This window comes from Tepidamorphus sp. 3E244, from assembly GCF_046159835.1.
GTDB lineage: Bacteria > Pseudomonadota > Alphaproteobacteria > Rhizobiales > Tepidamorphaceae > JACKJK01.
The window spans coordinates 407,715-421,417 of the sequence record NZ_JBJXCY010000001.1; the positions used below are offsets into that span (position 1 = coordinate 407,715).

Consider the following 13,703-nt stretch of genomic DNA (forward strand, 5'->3'; position numbering starts at 1 on the left):
TAAGCGTTAACCAGCCCTCGTGTGCACTTGCGAAATCAACGCGTGATCCATATTCAGGCGAGACACGCAATCGATCACATCACGCCGTCAGGACGCTGCCCGCCGCATGAGCGATCTTCTCGATATCTCCCCGCTTCGTGAATCTGCCGCCGATCTGGTGCAGGCGGCCCGTGCCGCCGGTGCCGACAGCGCCGACGCGGTCGCCGTGCGCGGGGTCTCGCGCGGAGTGGAAGTGCGCGGCGGCAAGGTCGAGGAGATCGAGCATTCCGAGAGCGACGATCTCGGTCTGCGCGTCTTCGTCGGCAAGCGCTCGGCCATCGTCTCCACCAGCGCGGTGGACGTCGGGGGTTTCCAGGAACTTGCCGAACGCGCGGTTGCCATGGCGCGCATCGCGCCCGAAGACGATTACGCGGGCATCGCCGATGCCTCGCTCACCGGCATCTCGGAAGAAGAGCTCGACCTGCTCGACACCACCGAGGTGGAGATCGACACCCTGCGGGAGGTGGCACTGGAAGCCGAAGATGCATGTCTTGCGGTGGACGGCGTAAAGAAGTCGGGCGGCGCCAGCGCCAGCACCGGGCTTGGCGGCGTCGTGCTTGTCTCCTCCAACGGCTTCGCCGGCGGCTACCTGCGGTCGCGCCACGGCGTGTCCGTCAGCGCCATTGCGGGCGAGGGGACGGGGATGCAGCGCGACTACGACTATGCCAGCGCGCTTCATCGCGGCGATCTTCGCTCTGCAGTCGAGATCGGCAAGCGCGCGGGCGAGCGTGCGGTCGAGCGCCTCAACCCCGACAAGATGGAAACCGGGCGCGGCGACGTGGTGTTTGATCCGCGCGTGGCGGCAACGCTGGTTTCGCACCTTGCCGGCGCGGTCAACGGTGCGGCCATCGCGCGCGGCACCTCGATGCTGAAATCGCGCATGGGCGAGCGCATCTTTTCGCCGGGCGTCGTCATCGTTGATGACCCGCTGCGCCATCGCGGCCTTGCCTCGCGCCCCTTCGACGGGGACGGAATCGTCACTGCGCCGCGCACGCTCGTGGAGGACGGTGTGCTGAAGAGCTGGCTGCTGGACCTCTCCACGGCGCGCGAACTCAAGCTCAAGACAACCGGCCATGCCGCGCGTGGCATCGGTTCCGCACCGTCACCGTCGAGCACGAACCTTGCCATGCTGCCCGGCACCGAAGCGCCGGACGCCCTGATCGCCGGCGTCAAGCACGGCATCTACGTCACCGAGCTGATCGGTCGCGGCGCCAACACCGTGACCGGCGACTACAGCCGTGGCGCGGCTGGCTTCCGCATCCGCGACGGCAAGCTGGGCGAGCCGGTCGCCGAGATCACCATTGCCGGCAACCTGATGGACATGTTCGCCCGCCTCGTTCCCGCCAATGATCTCGAATATCGCAACGCCACCAACGCACCGACCATCCTTGTCGAAGGAATGACGATTGCCGGACGCTAGCCCCGAGAAGGCAGACAGCAACTACGTCGAAGACCTGGCGCTGCTGACGCGCGCCGTCGAGGCCGCCGGCGAGATCGCGCTGCGTTACTTCCGCAACGGGGCGCGCCACTGGCTCAAGGAAGGCGATTCTCCGGTCACCGAGGCCGACATGGCGGTCGATGCCTACTTGCTGGAGCAGCTCTCCGCCGCCCGCCCGGCCTATGGCTGGCTGTCGGAGGAATCCGTCAACGACCACGCAAGGCTCGAATGCCGCCGCGTTTTCGTGGTCGATCCGATCGACGGCACGCGCGGCTTCATCAAGCGCTCGGATGAATGGACGATCTGCGCCGCTGTCGTGGAGGAGGGCCGCAGCGTCGCGGCCATCGTCCACAATCCGATGCGCGGCGAGATGTTTGCCGCCGTGCGCGGCGGCGGTGCGCGCTGCAACGACAAGCCGATTTCCGTCACCAGCGCAGGCGAACTGTCCGGCGCGCGCATCTGTGCCGCCAAGCGCGCGGTCGAACCGCTCGGCGAAGTGTCGGGTTCGCTCCGGCACCGGTACTGCCCCTCGCTTGCCTACCGTTTCGCGCTGACGGCCTGCGGCGAGGTCGACGCGACTGTATCCGCCGGCCATGCCCACGAATGGGACGTGGCTGCCGCAGGGCTTATCGTGGAAGAAGCCGGTGGCTGCGTGACGCATCTCGATGGCGCATTGCCGGTATTCAACAAGGCCACGCCCCGCGTGCCGCCCATCATCGCGGCTGGCCCGCCGCTGCATGCGGCGATGCGCGCCGCGTTCGATCAAAATGCCGATGCCTGACAGGACAGGAGATTGAAGAGCCATGTCGAGTGACGCCGAATCAAAATCAGACCAGCTTCTGCACATCGTGATCGGTGGCGAGCTGGAAAACCTGAAGGGCACGACCTTTCGCAACCTCGACGAGGTTGAGGTTGTTGGGATGTACCCGAGCTACGCCGCTGCCTACGACGCTTGGAAGGGCGCTGCACAGCGCAGCGTGGACAACGCCCACGTGCGGTATTTCATCGTTCACGTGCACCGCTTGCTTGACCCCGAAACGGACACGACTCGCTCCTAGACTGCGTCCGGCAAACGGTTTTCACCGTCCTGAAAACGTCGTGCGCGCGAAAACCGTGCGTGACGCAGGGCTCACACTTCTCTAAAACCTGCGAACAATGAAAAACGCGTCGTTAAACAGCAGGATATTCCGCGAGAAGAACGAGCGGACACGGGGCGACGACACGCTCACCGTGGCGCCGTTGTCAGCCGGTGTGGTCATTCGCCGGATGGTGCGCGACCACCTGCTGCCCATGCGCAACTACCTGTTCATGTCCTTCGGCGCCATGGCGGGTGTCGCTGCGGCGACGGGTGCGCTGCCCTTCCTGATGCAGCTCACGTCCGACCAGATCGTCGTCGCGAAGAACATGAACAGCCTCTATTACCTGCCCGTGCTGGTAATCGTGGTTGTCTGCGTGAAGGCACTTGCCGAGTACGTTTCCGCGATCAGCGAGGAATTTATCGGCCAGCGCATTACGGCATCCCTGCGCGAGAAGATGTTCCACGCGCTGATGCATGCCGACCTGTCCTGGATCCAGCGCACCCATACAGGTCGCTTCACTGCGTCCGTGCTGGGCGATGTCGGCGCAGTCCAGGCGGCAGCCGGTGTCACCATCGTGGGTATCGGCAAGAACCTGCTGAAATGCGTCTTCCTGATCGCCGCCATGTTCTACATGGACTGGGTGCTGACCTTTGCCGCGGCCATCGGCCTGCCGTTTGCCTTCCGGCAAATGGGCAAGCAGCGCAAGAAGATGATCCGCTCCTCGACCCGCGTCTTCCAGGAAAACGGCGACCTGACGTCGTTCATACAGCAGGCGCTGAGCGGCATTCGCGTGGTGAAGGCTTATGGGCGCGAGGACGCCGAGACCAATCGCGTGCGCGAGGTGATCGACCGCACGGTGGAATTCGCCATGCAGGCGCGCCGCGTCAGCGCGGCCTCCGGCCCCATCACCGAGGCCCTGTCGGGCATCGGCATCGCGGCGGCCATCTTCTACGGCGGATACCGGGGCATCACCGGCACGATGACGCCGGGCGAGTTCATGGGCTTCATCACCGCCGCCATGCTGCTCTATCAACCACTGAAGGCGCTGGCGCAGCTTCAGACCACCTTCCAGGTCGGCGTTGCCGCAGCGTCCCGCGTGTTCGCGGTGATCGACCAGATGGCCGAGATCCGCGACGGGGACGACGCCGCGCCGCTGAAGGTCAGTGACGGCGCGATCCGCTTCGAGAAGGTCTCCTTCGGCTACAACGCCTCGACGCTGGTGCTGAAGGATTTCGACATCGACATTCCGCCCAAGCAGAAGGTGGCGCTTGTAGGTCCCTCGGGCGCGGGCAAGAGCACGGTCCTCAACCTCATCCTGCGCTTCTACCAGCCATCTGCCGGTGAAATCCTGATCGATGGCGAGAACGTCAACAACGCGACCGTTGCCAGCGTCCGCGCGGCTTCAGCCCTCGTCACCCAGGATCCGTTCCTCTTCGACGACACCATCGCGGCCAATATCAGCTACGGCACGGACGATGTGACGCGCGAGGGCATCGAGAATGCCGCCCGCATGGCCGCCGCGCACGAGTTCATCATGGAAATGCCGGAAGGCTACGAGACGCGCGTCGGCGAGTCCGGCAACCGCCTGTCCGGGGGGCAGAAGCAGCGCATTTCCTTCGCCCGCGCCATGCTGCGCGATGCGCCGATCCTGCTGCTGGACGAACCGACGTCCTCGCTCGACAGCGAGGCGGAATCCAAGCTCCAGTTCGCGCTCGACAACATGGTCGACGACCGCACCGTCATCATGATCGCGCATCGCCTCTCCACGGTGAAGAAAGCCGACATCATCTACGTGCTGGAAGACGGCCGCATCGTCGACAGCGGCAAGCACGAAGACCTGCTGGCGCGCGGCGGGCTGTATCGCCGTCTCTACGAAAAGCAGTTCGGCGAACTCGAGCCGGTGGAACTCGCAGATGACGAAACCGCCACTCGCCTCGCGGGCGAGTAGGCGCCATGGCCGGAATGCTCAAGAAGCTGGGCCGCTCGGCGGCCTTCCAGAACTTGGCGGGCAGTGCCGTCGCCAACTACCTGCGCCTCGTCCATGTCACCAGTCGCTACGTGATCGACCCGCCGGACCTCTATGACAACATGGTCGACGAGGTGCCGTTCATCTTCGCCATGTGGCACGGCGAACATTTCATGGCCCCCTTCGTGCGCCGGCTGGACTACAAGGTGGACGCGCTGATTTCGCGCCACCGCGACGGAGAGATCAACGCCATCGCCGCCCACAAGCTCGGCATCGGCACGGTGCGCGGTTCCGGCTCGCACGACCGCTCGATCCACCGCAAGGGCGGCGTGCCGGCGTTTCGTGAGATGCTGACGCGTCTGGAGCAGGGAACCATCATCGCCCTGACCGCCGACGTACCGAAGGTCAGCCGCGTCGCGGGACCTGGCATCGTGCGGCTGGCAAGCCATTCCGGGCGGCCGATCATTCCCGTCGCGATTACGACGAGCCGCCATCGCCACCTCAGCAACTGGGACAGATCGGTCATCAACCTGCCGTTCAGCCGCATCGCGATTGCCGGTCGCCCGGCCATCCACGTGCCGAAGAACTGCGACGACGAGACGCTCGAGGAAAAGCGGCAGCTCGTCGAACTCGAACTGAACGCGGCGACGGAACGCGCCTACCAACTGGCCGCAGGTGAGGCATGAGCAAGAAGCGCCGCAGGCCATCGGGAAAGCTGCTCGGGCTCTATCGCCTGCTGACGCGCATCCTGACCCCGCTGGCCGGGCTGATCGTCACCTGGCGCACCAAGCGCGGCAAGGAAGATCCCTCCCGGCGAGGTGAGCGCTTCGGCATGGCGGGGGTCTCGCGGCCCAAGGGTCCGCTCCTGTGGGCCCATGCGGCGAGCGTCGGTGAATCAGTCTCCATGCTGCCGCTGATCCGCAGGCTGCATGACACGTTCCCCGATCTGAACATTCTGGTGACGACGACCACGGTGACCTCGGCACGCATCGTGGAGCGCAGTCTTCCCGCCCGCGCCATCCACCAGTATGTGCCCATCGACATGCCGGTCTTCGTCAACCGGTTCCTGTCACACTGGCGGCCGCAGCTGGTGTTCTTCGCCGAATCCGAACTCTGGCCGAACATGCTGACGACGGCAGCCCGCGCCGGTGCGCACATGGCGCTGGTGAATGCCCGCATGTCACCGCGTTCGTTCTCGCGCTGGCAGCGCTTCCCCAATTCCATCGGCGCGCTTCTCTCCTGCTTCCGCGTGGTGCTGGCGCAGTCGGCGGGCGATGCGGACCGGCTGCGCGAACTTGGCGCGCGCAACGTCATCCAGTCCGGCAACATCAAGTTCGATGTGCCCGCGCCGCCGGCAGACCCGTCCGAACTCGCGATGTTCCGGGCAGCCTTTGCTGCGCGCCCGCGCTGGGCGGCGATCAGTACCCATCCCGGTGAAGAGGAAATCGTCGAGGAAGCGCACAAGGAACTCAGTGCGCGCCGCCAGCGCCTTGTCACGATCATCGCGCCGCGCCATCCCGAACGCGGGCCGGAGATCGCCAACATGCTGACCGCGCGTGGCCACTCGGTCCAGCTGCGCTCCAAGGAACCGCAGCCGCGCCGCGACGCCACGTTCTACATCTTCGATACCATCGGCGAACTGGGTCTGGTGTTTCGCACGGTGCCGGCCTGCTTCATGGGCGGCTCCATGGTGCGCCACGGAGGGCAGAACCCCATCGAGCCAACCAAGCTCGGCTGTGCTGTCGTGCACGGCCCGCACGTGGGCAACTTCAACGAGGTCTACGGCGCGCTCGACATGGGCGGCGGCGCGGAAACCGTCACCGGTGCGATCCAGCTAGCGCAGGCCATGGGCCAGTTGATCGACAATCGCCAGAAGGCACAGCTGCGCGCCAATGCCGCGCAAACGGCGCTGGCGCCTTATTCCGGCGCGCTGGACGCAACCTTCAAGGCCATCGGCCCGATGCTGCGTGCAGTCCTTGCGCCGAAAGGCGAGCAACCGCCGCAGCAACAGGGGTAGCGCGCGTGCAGCCACCGGCATTCTGGAACCTGAAGAAGCCGAACCTGGCCGCACACATGCTCTCGCCGCTGGGCCTGCTCTATGGCTGGGCCGGTGAGCTTCGTCACCTCGTTACAATTCCGCAGCGCCCGCTGGTGCCGGTCCTGTGCGTCGGCAATCTCACGCTGGGCGGCGCCGGCAAGACGCCTGTGGCGATTGAGATTGCCCGCAGGCTGAAGAGCGACGGATGCACGCCGGGCTTCCTGTCGCGCGGTTACGGCGCGCGCATCGTCAAGCCGGTGATGGTCGACCCGAAAGGTGCGTCTGCCAGCTTTGGCGACGAACCGTTGCTGCTCGCGCGTCACGCAAAAACGGTCTGTTCGCCGGACCGGCCTGCCGGTGCGCAGGCGCTCATCGATGCCGGCTGCGACGTGGTCGTGATGGATGACGGCTTCCAGAACCCGACGCTTGCCAAGGACCTCTCCATCGTCGTGGTCGATGCCCGCGCAGGGCTCGGCAATGGCCTTGTTTTCCCCGCCGGTCCCTTGCGCGCCGACCTGTCCCGCCAGCTTGGCCGGGCAGGCGGCATGATCGTCATTGGTGAGGCGAAAGACGCCGATCCCCACCTGCGCATGGGGGAGCGGCGCGGACTGGTGGCCATGCGCGGGCATATCCAGGCCGAGCCTCACGCCGTCGCCAACCTGCGCGGCAAACGGTTGGTGGCATTCGCTGGCATCGGCCTGCCGGAGAAGTTCTTCGCGACATTAAGCGGGCTGGAACTGGACGTCGTCGAGACGCGCGTCTTCCCCGACCACCACGTCTACAGCCTTCGCGATGCGGAAGACCTGCTGGCGCTGGCTGACAAGCGCGATGCGGTCCTCGTCACGACTGAGAAGGACGCGATCCGCTTTCAGGCGAGCGAGGAGCCGGTCATCGCGCGCCTTGCCGCGCAGACGCAGGTTCTCCCGATCACGGTCGGGTTCGACCGGACCGGAGCGCACAATCTCGACAAGTTGCTGAAATCGCTTCGCGCGAACTTCGCTCCGAAGGAGGAGACCGCGCCGCAGGCCTGAAGCCGCAAGGCCGTCAGTTGCCGCGAACGGACTTCTCGCGCTCGCTGGCAGCCTTGGCATCGACATAGGCTTCCTGCCGCTCGCCGCTCCAGTAGCGAAGTTCATCGAGCGGGATGGCCATGCCGGTCACCGCACAACGCACGAACTCACCGGATTTCAGCACCTGGTAGTCGCTGTCGGTGTAACGGAGCTGGGCTTCGCTTCCCGGCTTCGGGTTTTCCATGCGGTTCACGCGTGTGTCCTCTTGGCCATTGCGGCGCGATCTTAAACGTCACGCCGTTGCATTGCCAGTTTCCAAAATCAGTCGAACAGGCTGCCTTGTCCGCCGCGTGGCGGCACCGCACGGCTCGCAGGCTTCGGCCTGGCCTTGGGCGTCGGCGGCGTGTCTGTGGTGCCAGCGACGTCCGCCGTGACCGATCCATCCGCGAATTCGATGGCGATGCGCCTGGCCTTAGCGGCGGCGTCCGCACCGCGTACGAGGTCGCCGTTCAGGTCGCGCACCAGCGCGAACCCGCGCTCCAGAGTGGCCCGGTGGCTCAGCGTCGCGAGCAGGCTCGACACCTGGTCGAGGCGCGCACGCCGCACCTCGTCCTCGCGCCGTGCTGCGCGCGCAAACCGGCCCGTCGCGTTGTTCAGCCGTTCGCTGCCGCGCTCGATCCCGCGTCGCACGCTGACGGGCGAAAGCCGCGTAGCGCAGGCGGTGAAGCCCTGCCGCTGCTGACGCAGGTAGACGCTCTGGGCGCGCGCGAACTGGGCCGACACTTCCGCGAAATGGCGCGTCGGCAGTTGCGTGATGCGGTCGAGCCGCGGCATGGCGCGCGACAGTGCCGTGACCGCCTGCATCCGCTCGCGCAGCAATCGCCGGGTCGCGGCAGGAAGCTGCGTGCTTGCGGTATCGAGCCGCTGGCGGGGAATGGCGAGCAGGTCTTCAAGCTTCGGCAATCCGCGCGCAAGGCCGAGCACGTTGGCGCGCCGCTGTTCCAGCATCTGTACCGAACACCGCCGCAACCGCGCCGCGCGGTCGTCGATATTGGCAAGAAGCTCCGCGCGCACCGGCACCGCCATTTCGGCTGCCGCCGTCGGCGTCGGCGCGCGCCGGTCGGACGCGAAGTCGATCAGCGTGGTGTCCGTCTCGTGGCCGACCGCCGAGATGAGCGGTATGGCACTGCCTGCGGCTGCGCGCACCACCACTTCCTCGTTGAAGGCCCACAGGTCCTCAAGGCTGCCGCCGCCACGCGCGACGATGAGGATGTCGGGCCGCAACCGCTCGCCCGCGCCGTCGGTCTCGGCAAGCGCGTTCATGCCGGCGATGCCACGCGCGACCTCTTCCGCCGCACCTTCGCCCTGCACCCGCACCGGCCAGACCAGCACCCGAACCGGGAAGCGGTCCGCGATGCGGTGGAGGATGTCGCGGATGACCGCGCCTGTCGGCGACGTGACGACGCCGATCACGCGCGGCAGGTAGGGCAGGGCGCGCTTGCGCTCGGCATCGAACAGCCCTTCCGCGGCAAGTTTCTTGCGGCGCTCCTCAAGCTGCGCCAGCAGCGCACCAACACCGGCCGGCTCAATGGAATCGATGACGATCTGGTATCCGGATTTCGCCGGGTAGGTGGTCACCTTGCCCGTGGCGATGACCTCCAGCCCTTCTTCCAGCCAGCGCTCCATCTTGCGGTAGCTGCCGCGCCACACGATGGCGTCGATCTTGGAATTCTGGTCCTTCAGCGAGAAGTAGCAGTGGCCGGAAGAATGCGGCCCGCGAAAGCCGGAAATCTCCCCCCGCAGCCGCACGTGGCCGAAGGTGTCCTCCATCGTGCGCTTGATCGCCTGCGAAATCTCCGAAACGGAGAATTCGGGCAGGTTGCTGATGGGTGCGGGCACGGCGAGTCCTCAAATCCTGGTTGAATCGGTTGCGATTGGTGACCGAATCCCGGTTTCGATGCTACATGACCTGCCAGAGATCGCACGGACAAGTCAGCAGGAGCAAATCGCATATGGCAGCCATCGATGTGTTGTTGATCGGGGGCGGCGGGCGTGAGCACGCGCTGGCCTGGGCGATTGCCAAAAGCCCTATGCTGGGCAAGCTGTTCTGTGCGCCGGGCAACGCGGGAATTGCAGCCGTTGCCGAGTGCGTGACGGTCGACGTGAGCGACCACGCATCGGTCGAGAATTTCTGCAAGATGATGAGCATCGGCCTCGTCGTGGTCGGCCCGGAGGCTCCGCTTGTTGCGGGCCTTGCGGATGACCTGCGTGCGGCCGGTATCCCGGTGTTCGGCCCCTCGAGGGAAGCCGCCCAGCTTGAAGGCTCCAAGGCCTTCACCAAGAGCCTGTGTGATCGCCACAACATCCCCACCGCCCGCTACCGTCACTTCAACGATATCAGCGATGCGCGCGCCTGGGTCGAGCAGGAAGGCGCCCCCATCGTCATCAAGGCGGACGGGCTGGCCGCCGGCAAGGGCGTGACGGTCGCGACCACCGTGGGCGAGGCGCTGACCGCGCTGGACGACTGCATGGCCGGTGGCGGCGAGGTCGTCATCGAGGAATGTCTCGTCGGCGAGGAGGCAAGTTTCTTCGTGCTCAGCGACGGGACGTCGATCCTGCCGCTTGCCACCGCGCAGGACCACAAGCGCGCGTTCGATGGCGATGAAGGCCCAAACACCGGCGGAATGGGGGCCTATTCGCCGGCCCCGGTCATGACGCCGGACCTCGTGAATAAAGCGATTCAACGCATCGTCGAGCCGACCGTGAAGGGCATGGCGGCGGAAGGCATGCCGTTTGCCGGCGTGCTGTATGCCGGGCTGATCCTCTCCGACGAAGGCCCGAAGCTGATCGAGTACAACATCCGCTTTGGCGACCCGGAATGCCAGGTGCTGATGGCGCGGCTCGACAGCGACCTGCTGGAGATCCTGCTTGCCGTGGCCAAGGGCGAACTCGACGGCGTGACGGCGAACTGGCGCGACGATACGGCGCTCACCGTCGTCATGGCCGCGAACGGCTATCCCGGTTCCTACGAGAAGGGTTCGAAGATCGAAGGCGTCGAGGCGATCGACGAGGACGAGGCCATTGTCTTCCACGCCGGCACCGCGCGAAACGGGGAGGATCTCGTTGCCACCGGCGGGCGCGTGCTCTGCGTCACCGGGCTTGGCAAGGACGTGACCGAGGCCGCCGCGAAGGCCTATGCTGGGGTCGGGAAAATCCACTGGCCGGGCGGCTTCAACCGCACCGATATCGGCTGGCGCGAAATCGAACGCGAGAAGAGCAAGCGTTGAGCGAAGAAAACGACGACTTGGCTGACCTGTTTCCGGGCTTCGACAGCGCTTACGTTGAAACCGGCGAGGCGCGCATCTTCTGCCGCACCGGTGGCGAAGGGCCTCCGCTCGTGCTGCTGCACGGCTACCCGCAGACCCATGTCTGCTGGCACAGAATCGCACCAAAACTGGCCGAGCATTTCAGCCTCGTGATCCCGGACATGCGCGGCTACGGCTGGAGTTCGCTCCCCGAGGCTGCCGACGACCATGAAACCATGTCCAAGCGCGCGCTGGCGCGCGATGTCGTCGCACTGATGGAAAAGCTTGGCCACGCGCGGTTTTCCATCGCCGGTCATGATCGTGGCGGGCGTGTCGCCTACCGGCTGGCGCTGGATCATCCCGGCCGCGTGGAACGCATCGCGCTGCTCGACATCGTGCCGACGCTGGCGCAGTGGGAGTCGTTCGGTTGGCGGGAATCCATCAAGACCTACCACTGGCCTTTCCTCGCGCAGCCCTATCCGCTGCCTGAAACGCTCATCGTGCCGAGCGCGGTCGCCTACCTCGACATGACGCTGGCAAGCTGGACCGGAACGAAGTCGCTGGAGGCGTTCGACGCCGCCGCCATGGCGCACTACCGCGCGGGCTATGATGTTCCCGAGCGCATCCACGCCATGTGCGAGGATTATCGCGCGGGCGCGACCTACGACATGGCAGCGGACCGCAAGGACCGCGAGCAGGGCAAGCGCATTTCAGTCCCGCTGCTGGCCATCTGGGGCGAGAGCGGAATTCCTGCTGGCGGCGGCGATGATGCCTTGCTCAACATCTGGCGGCAGTGGGCCGAGGATGTGCGCGGCCATGCCATCGACAGCGGGCATTTCCTTGCGGAAGAAAACCCGGATGCGACCCTCGATGCATTGATGGAGTTTTTCAGCGCATGAGTGACGACAAGCTGGACCGGCAGGAGGCCTTCAGCGGCACGCGCGCCGTCGCCAGGGGCTTCGAGATCGACGTGCAGGAACTGGAAGCCTATCTCGCCGACCGCGTCGAGGGCTTTGCCGGGCCGATCCGCCTGTCCCAGTTCAAGGGCGGCCAGTCCAACCCGACATACGTGGTGGAAACGCCGGCGCGCACCTACGTGCTGCGCAAGAAGCCGCCGGGCAACCTGCTGCCGTCCGCTCACGCCGTCGACCGCGAATACCGCGTCATCGCCGCGCTGCACACGCAGGGCTTCCCGGTTCCGAAGGCCTGGTTCCTGTGTGAGGACGAGAACGTCGTCGGCACTGCGTTCTACCTCATGGACAAGGTGGACGGGCGCGTCGTCTGGGAGCCGCATTGCCCCGGCATGGAGGCAGGCGAGCGCGCGGCGGTCTACGACGCGATGAACGACACCATCGCCAAGCTGCACGGCTTCGACCCGCATGAAATTGGCCTTGGCGATTTCGGCAAGCCGGACAATTACCTCGCCCGGCAGGTCGCGCGCTGGTCGAAGAACTATGTCGCCTCGCGCACCGAGAACGTGCCCGAGATGGACGCGCTGATGGACTGGCTGCCGGACAACCTGCCAGAAAGCGGCCCGGCGCGGCTCGTCCACGGTGACTATCGGCTCGATAACCTCATCCTTGCACCCGACGCGCCGCGCGTCGTCGCCGTGCTCGACTGGGAACTGTCGACGCTGGGCGATCCGCTTGCCGATTTCACCTATCACCTGATGCAGTGGGTGATGCCGCCCACCGATGACGGCTCCGGCACCGGCAGTCTCGTCGGCCACGACCTGGAACGCCTCGGCATCCCGTCGCTGGAGGACTACGTCGCCGCCTATTGCGCGCGCACGGGCCGCGACGGCATCCCCGATCTGGACGCCTATTTTGCCTACAACTTCTTCCGCCTTGCCGCGATCCTGCAAGGAATCGTTGGCCGCGTGCGCGACGGGACGGCAGCCAACGCCAATGCCGCCGCGATGGCGCGGCAGGTCGGGCCGCTGGCCAAGTCCGGATGGCACTGGGCGCAACGCGCCGGGGCAGGAGCATGAGCAAGGGCGTTGCGCTGGCGCTGTCGGGCGGTGGCGCGCGGGGCTTTGCGCATATCCCCGTCTGCGAGGCGTTCGACGATTGCGGCGTCACGCCGTCCTGCATCGCCGGCACGTCCATGGGCGCACTCATCGGCGCGCTCTATGCCAGCGGCATGAAGGCGAGCGATGTCCGCGAACAGTGCATCGCGATGTTCGCCAAGCGCTCTGACGTCATGTCGCGGCTGATGAAGGTGCGCGGGCGCGGGCGGCTGTTGTCGATCAGCTTCACCAAGTCCGGCGCGCTCGACCCCAAGCTGCTGCTGGAAGCCTTCCTGCCAGAGGACCTGCCGCCGCGCATCGAGGACCTGCCCATCCCGTTCAAGGCGGTGGCGGTTGATTTCACCACCGGCAACGAAGTGGTCTTCGAGAAAGGCCCGCTGCTCTCGGCAATCGCCGCCAGCATCGCGTTTCCGCCGGTCATGCGCGGCGTGGTCGATGGCGAGCGCGTGCTGCTCGACGGGGGCATCGTCAACCCGACACCGCACGAAGTGGCTGGGCGTTGCGGCGACCCGGTCATCGCGTCCGACGTCGTGACGCTCCCCAACGCGGTGCCCGGCGAGGTGCCACCACCCATCACGGCGCTGATCGGCTCGGCGCAGATTATGATGCGCGCCATAGCGCAGGCCCGCTACGCGGCACATGTGCCCGCGCTTGTCGTCTATCCCGACATCCGCAACATGACGATGTTCGACTTCTTCCAGGTTGCCGACATCATCGCAAAGGGCGAGGCCGCCGGAGAGGAAGTGTGCGCGTGGCTGCGTGAGAACGTGAAAGCCGATGCCTGATCGCGCGCGCCACA

Annotated in this window: 12 protein-coding genes and 1 pseudogene; 11 read left to right on the forward strand and 2 right to left on the reverse strand. The window is 66.1% G+C overall.

What is annotated here, in order from left to right; genetic code table 11:
* Positions 1–106: 106 nt before the first annotated feature.
* The 7 genes and pseudogenes from ACKTEK_RS01905 to lpxK all read left to right on the forward strand — a co-directional run bounded on the left by ACKTEK_RS01905 (position 107) and on the right by lpxK (position 7,591).
* A complete protein-coding gene (locus tag ACKTEK_RS01905) occupies positions 107–1,459 on the forward strand; it encodes a TldD/PmbA family protein (protein WP_409163548.1) in 1,353 nt (450 codons plus the stop codon).
* Positions 1,446–2,258: a 3'(2'),5'-bisphosphate nucleotidase CysQ gene (locus ACKTEK_RS01910; protein ID WP_409163549.1), complete on the forward strand. Its 813-nt coding sequence runs from the start codon at positions 1,446–1,448 to the stop codon at positions 2,256–2,258. The genes ACKTEK_RS01905 and ACKTEK_RS01910 overlap by 14 nt, the downstream gene beginning before the upstream one ends.
* Positions 2,259–2,280: 22 nt before the next feature.
* Positions 2,281–2,535: a DUF4170 domain-containing protein gene (locus ACKTEK_RS01915; RefSeq protein ID WP_409163550.1), complete on the forward strand. Its 255-nt coding sequence runs from the start codon at positions 2,281–2,283 to the stop codon at positions 2,533–2,535.
* A 172-nt stretch (positions 2,536–2,707) separates the two neighbouring features.
* Positions 2,708–4,504, forward strand: coding sequence for an ABC transporter ATP-binding protein (locus ACKTEK_RS01920; protein WP_409163551.1), 1,797 nt, complete (start codon positions 2,708–2,710; stop codon positions 4,502–4,504).
* A 5-nt stretch (positions 4,505–4,509) separates the two neighbouring features.
* The gene (locus ACKTEK_RS01925; RefSeq protein ID WP_409163552.1) at positions 4,510–5,208 is read left to right on the forward strand and encodes a lysophospholipid acyltransferase family protein; all 699 of its coding nucleotides are present in this window, start codon (positions 4,510–4,512) and stop codon (positions 5,206–5,208) included.
* Positions 5,209–5,354: 146 nt separating this feature from the next.
* Positions 5,355–5,804: pseudogene (locus tag ACKTEK_RS01930) on the forward strand (3-deoxy-D-manno-octulosonic acid transferase); the annotation flags it as partial.
* A 740-nt stretch (positions 5,805–6,544) separates the two neighbouring features.
* Entirely contained in the window at positions 6,545–7,591 is a 1,047-nt protein-coding gene (lpxK, locus tag ACKTEK_RS01935; RefSeq protein ID WP_409163553.1) for a tetraacyldisaccharide 4'-kinase, read from the forward strand.
* 13 nt (positions 7,592–7,604) lie between these two features.
* On the opposite strand, the gene ACKTEK_RS01940 is transcribed toward lpxK, so the two are convergent.
* Together ACKTEK_RS01940 and xseA are read right to left on the reverse strand one after the other, a co-directional pair.
* A complete protein-coding gene (locus ACKTEK_RS01940; protein ID WP_409164869.1) occupies positions 7,605–7,814 on the reverse strand; it encodes a DUF2093 domain-containing protein in 210 nt (69 codons plus the stop codon).
* A gap of 77 nt (positions 7,815–7,891) precedes the next feature.
* Complete coding sequence (gene xseA, locus ACKTEK_RS01945) at positions 7,892–9,469, reverse strand: exodeoxyribonuclease VII large subunit (protein WP_409163554.1); 1,578 nt, start codon at positions 9,467–9,469, stop codon at positions 7,892–7,894.
* A gap of 122 nt (positions 9,470–9,591) precedes the next feature.
* Between xseA and purD the strand changes: the two genes are divergently transcribed.
* Genes purD through ACKTEK_RS01965 form a run of 4 tightly spaced genes read left to right on the forward strand, consistent with a single transcriptional unit; the run spans position 9,592 to position 13,689 of the window.
* On the forward strand, positions 9,592–10,857 hold the full coding sequence (purD, locus tag ACKTEK_RS01950) for a phosphoribosylamine--glycine ligase (protein WP_409164870.1): 1,266 nt from the start codon (positions 9,592–9,594) through the stop codon (positions 10,855–10,857).
* Positions 10,854–11,774, forward strand: coding sequence for an alpha/beta fold hydrolase (locus tag ACKTEK_RS01955; protein ID WP_409163555.1), 921 nt, complete (start codon positions 10,854–10,856; stop codon positions 11,772–11,774). The genes purD and ACKTEK_RS01955 overlap by 4 nt, the downstream gene beginning before the upstream one ends.
* Positions 11,771–12,865, forward strand: coding sequence for a phosphotransferase family protein (locus tag ACKTEK_RS01960; protein WP_409163556.1), 1,095 nt, complete (start codon positions 11,771–11,773; stop codon positions 12,863–12,865). Before ACKTEK_RS01955 ends, ACKTEK_RS01960 begins: the two co-directional genes overlap by 4 nt.
* A complete protein-coding gene (locus ACKTEK_RS01965; protein ID WP_409163557.1) occupies positions 12,862–13,689 on the forward strand; it encodes a patatin-like phospholipase family protein in 828 nt (275 codons plus the stop codon). The genes ACKTEK_RS01960 and ACKTEK_RS01965 overlap by 4 nt, the downstream gene beginning before the upstream one ends.
* Positions 13,690–13,703 lie beyond the last annotated feature (14 nt).

Coding starts and splice junctions, on each gene's coding strand:
- ACKTEK_RS01905 (WP_409163548.1), top strand. CDS start 107: ATGAGCGATCTTCTCGATATCTCCCCGCTTCGTGAATCTGCCGCCGAT.
- ACKTEK_RS01915 (WP_409163550.1), top strand. CDS start 2,281: ATGTCGAGTGACGCCGAATCAAAATCAGACCAGCTTCTGCACATCGTG.
- ACKTEK_RS01925 (WP_409163552.1), top strand. CDS start 4,510: ATGGCCGGAATGCTCAAGAAGCTGGGCCGCTCGGCGGCCTTCCAGAAC.
- ACKTEK_RS01940 (WP_409164869.1), bottom strand. CDS start 7,814: ATGGAAAACCCGAAGCCGGGAAGCGAAGCCCAGCTCCGTTACACCGAC.
- ACKTEK_RS01960 (WP_409163556.1), top strand. CDS start 11,771: ATGAGTGACGACAAGCTGGACCGGCAGGAGGCCTTCAGCGGCACGCGC.
- ACKTEK_RS01965 (WP_409163557.1), top strand. CDS start 12,862: ATGAGCAAGGGCGTTGCGCTGGCGCTGTCGGGCGGTGGCGCGCGGGGC.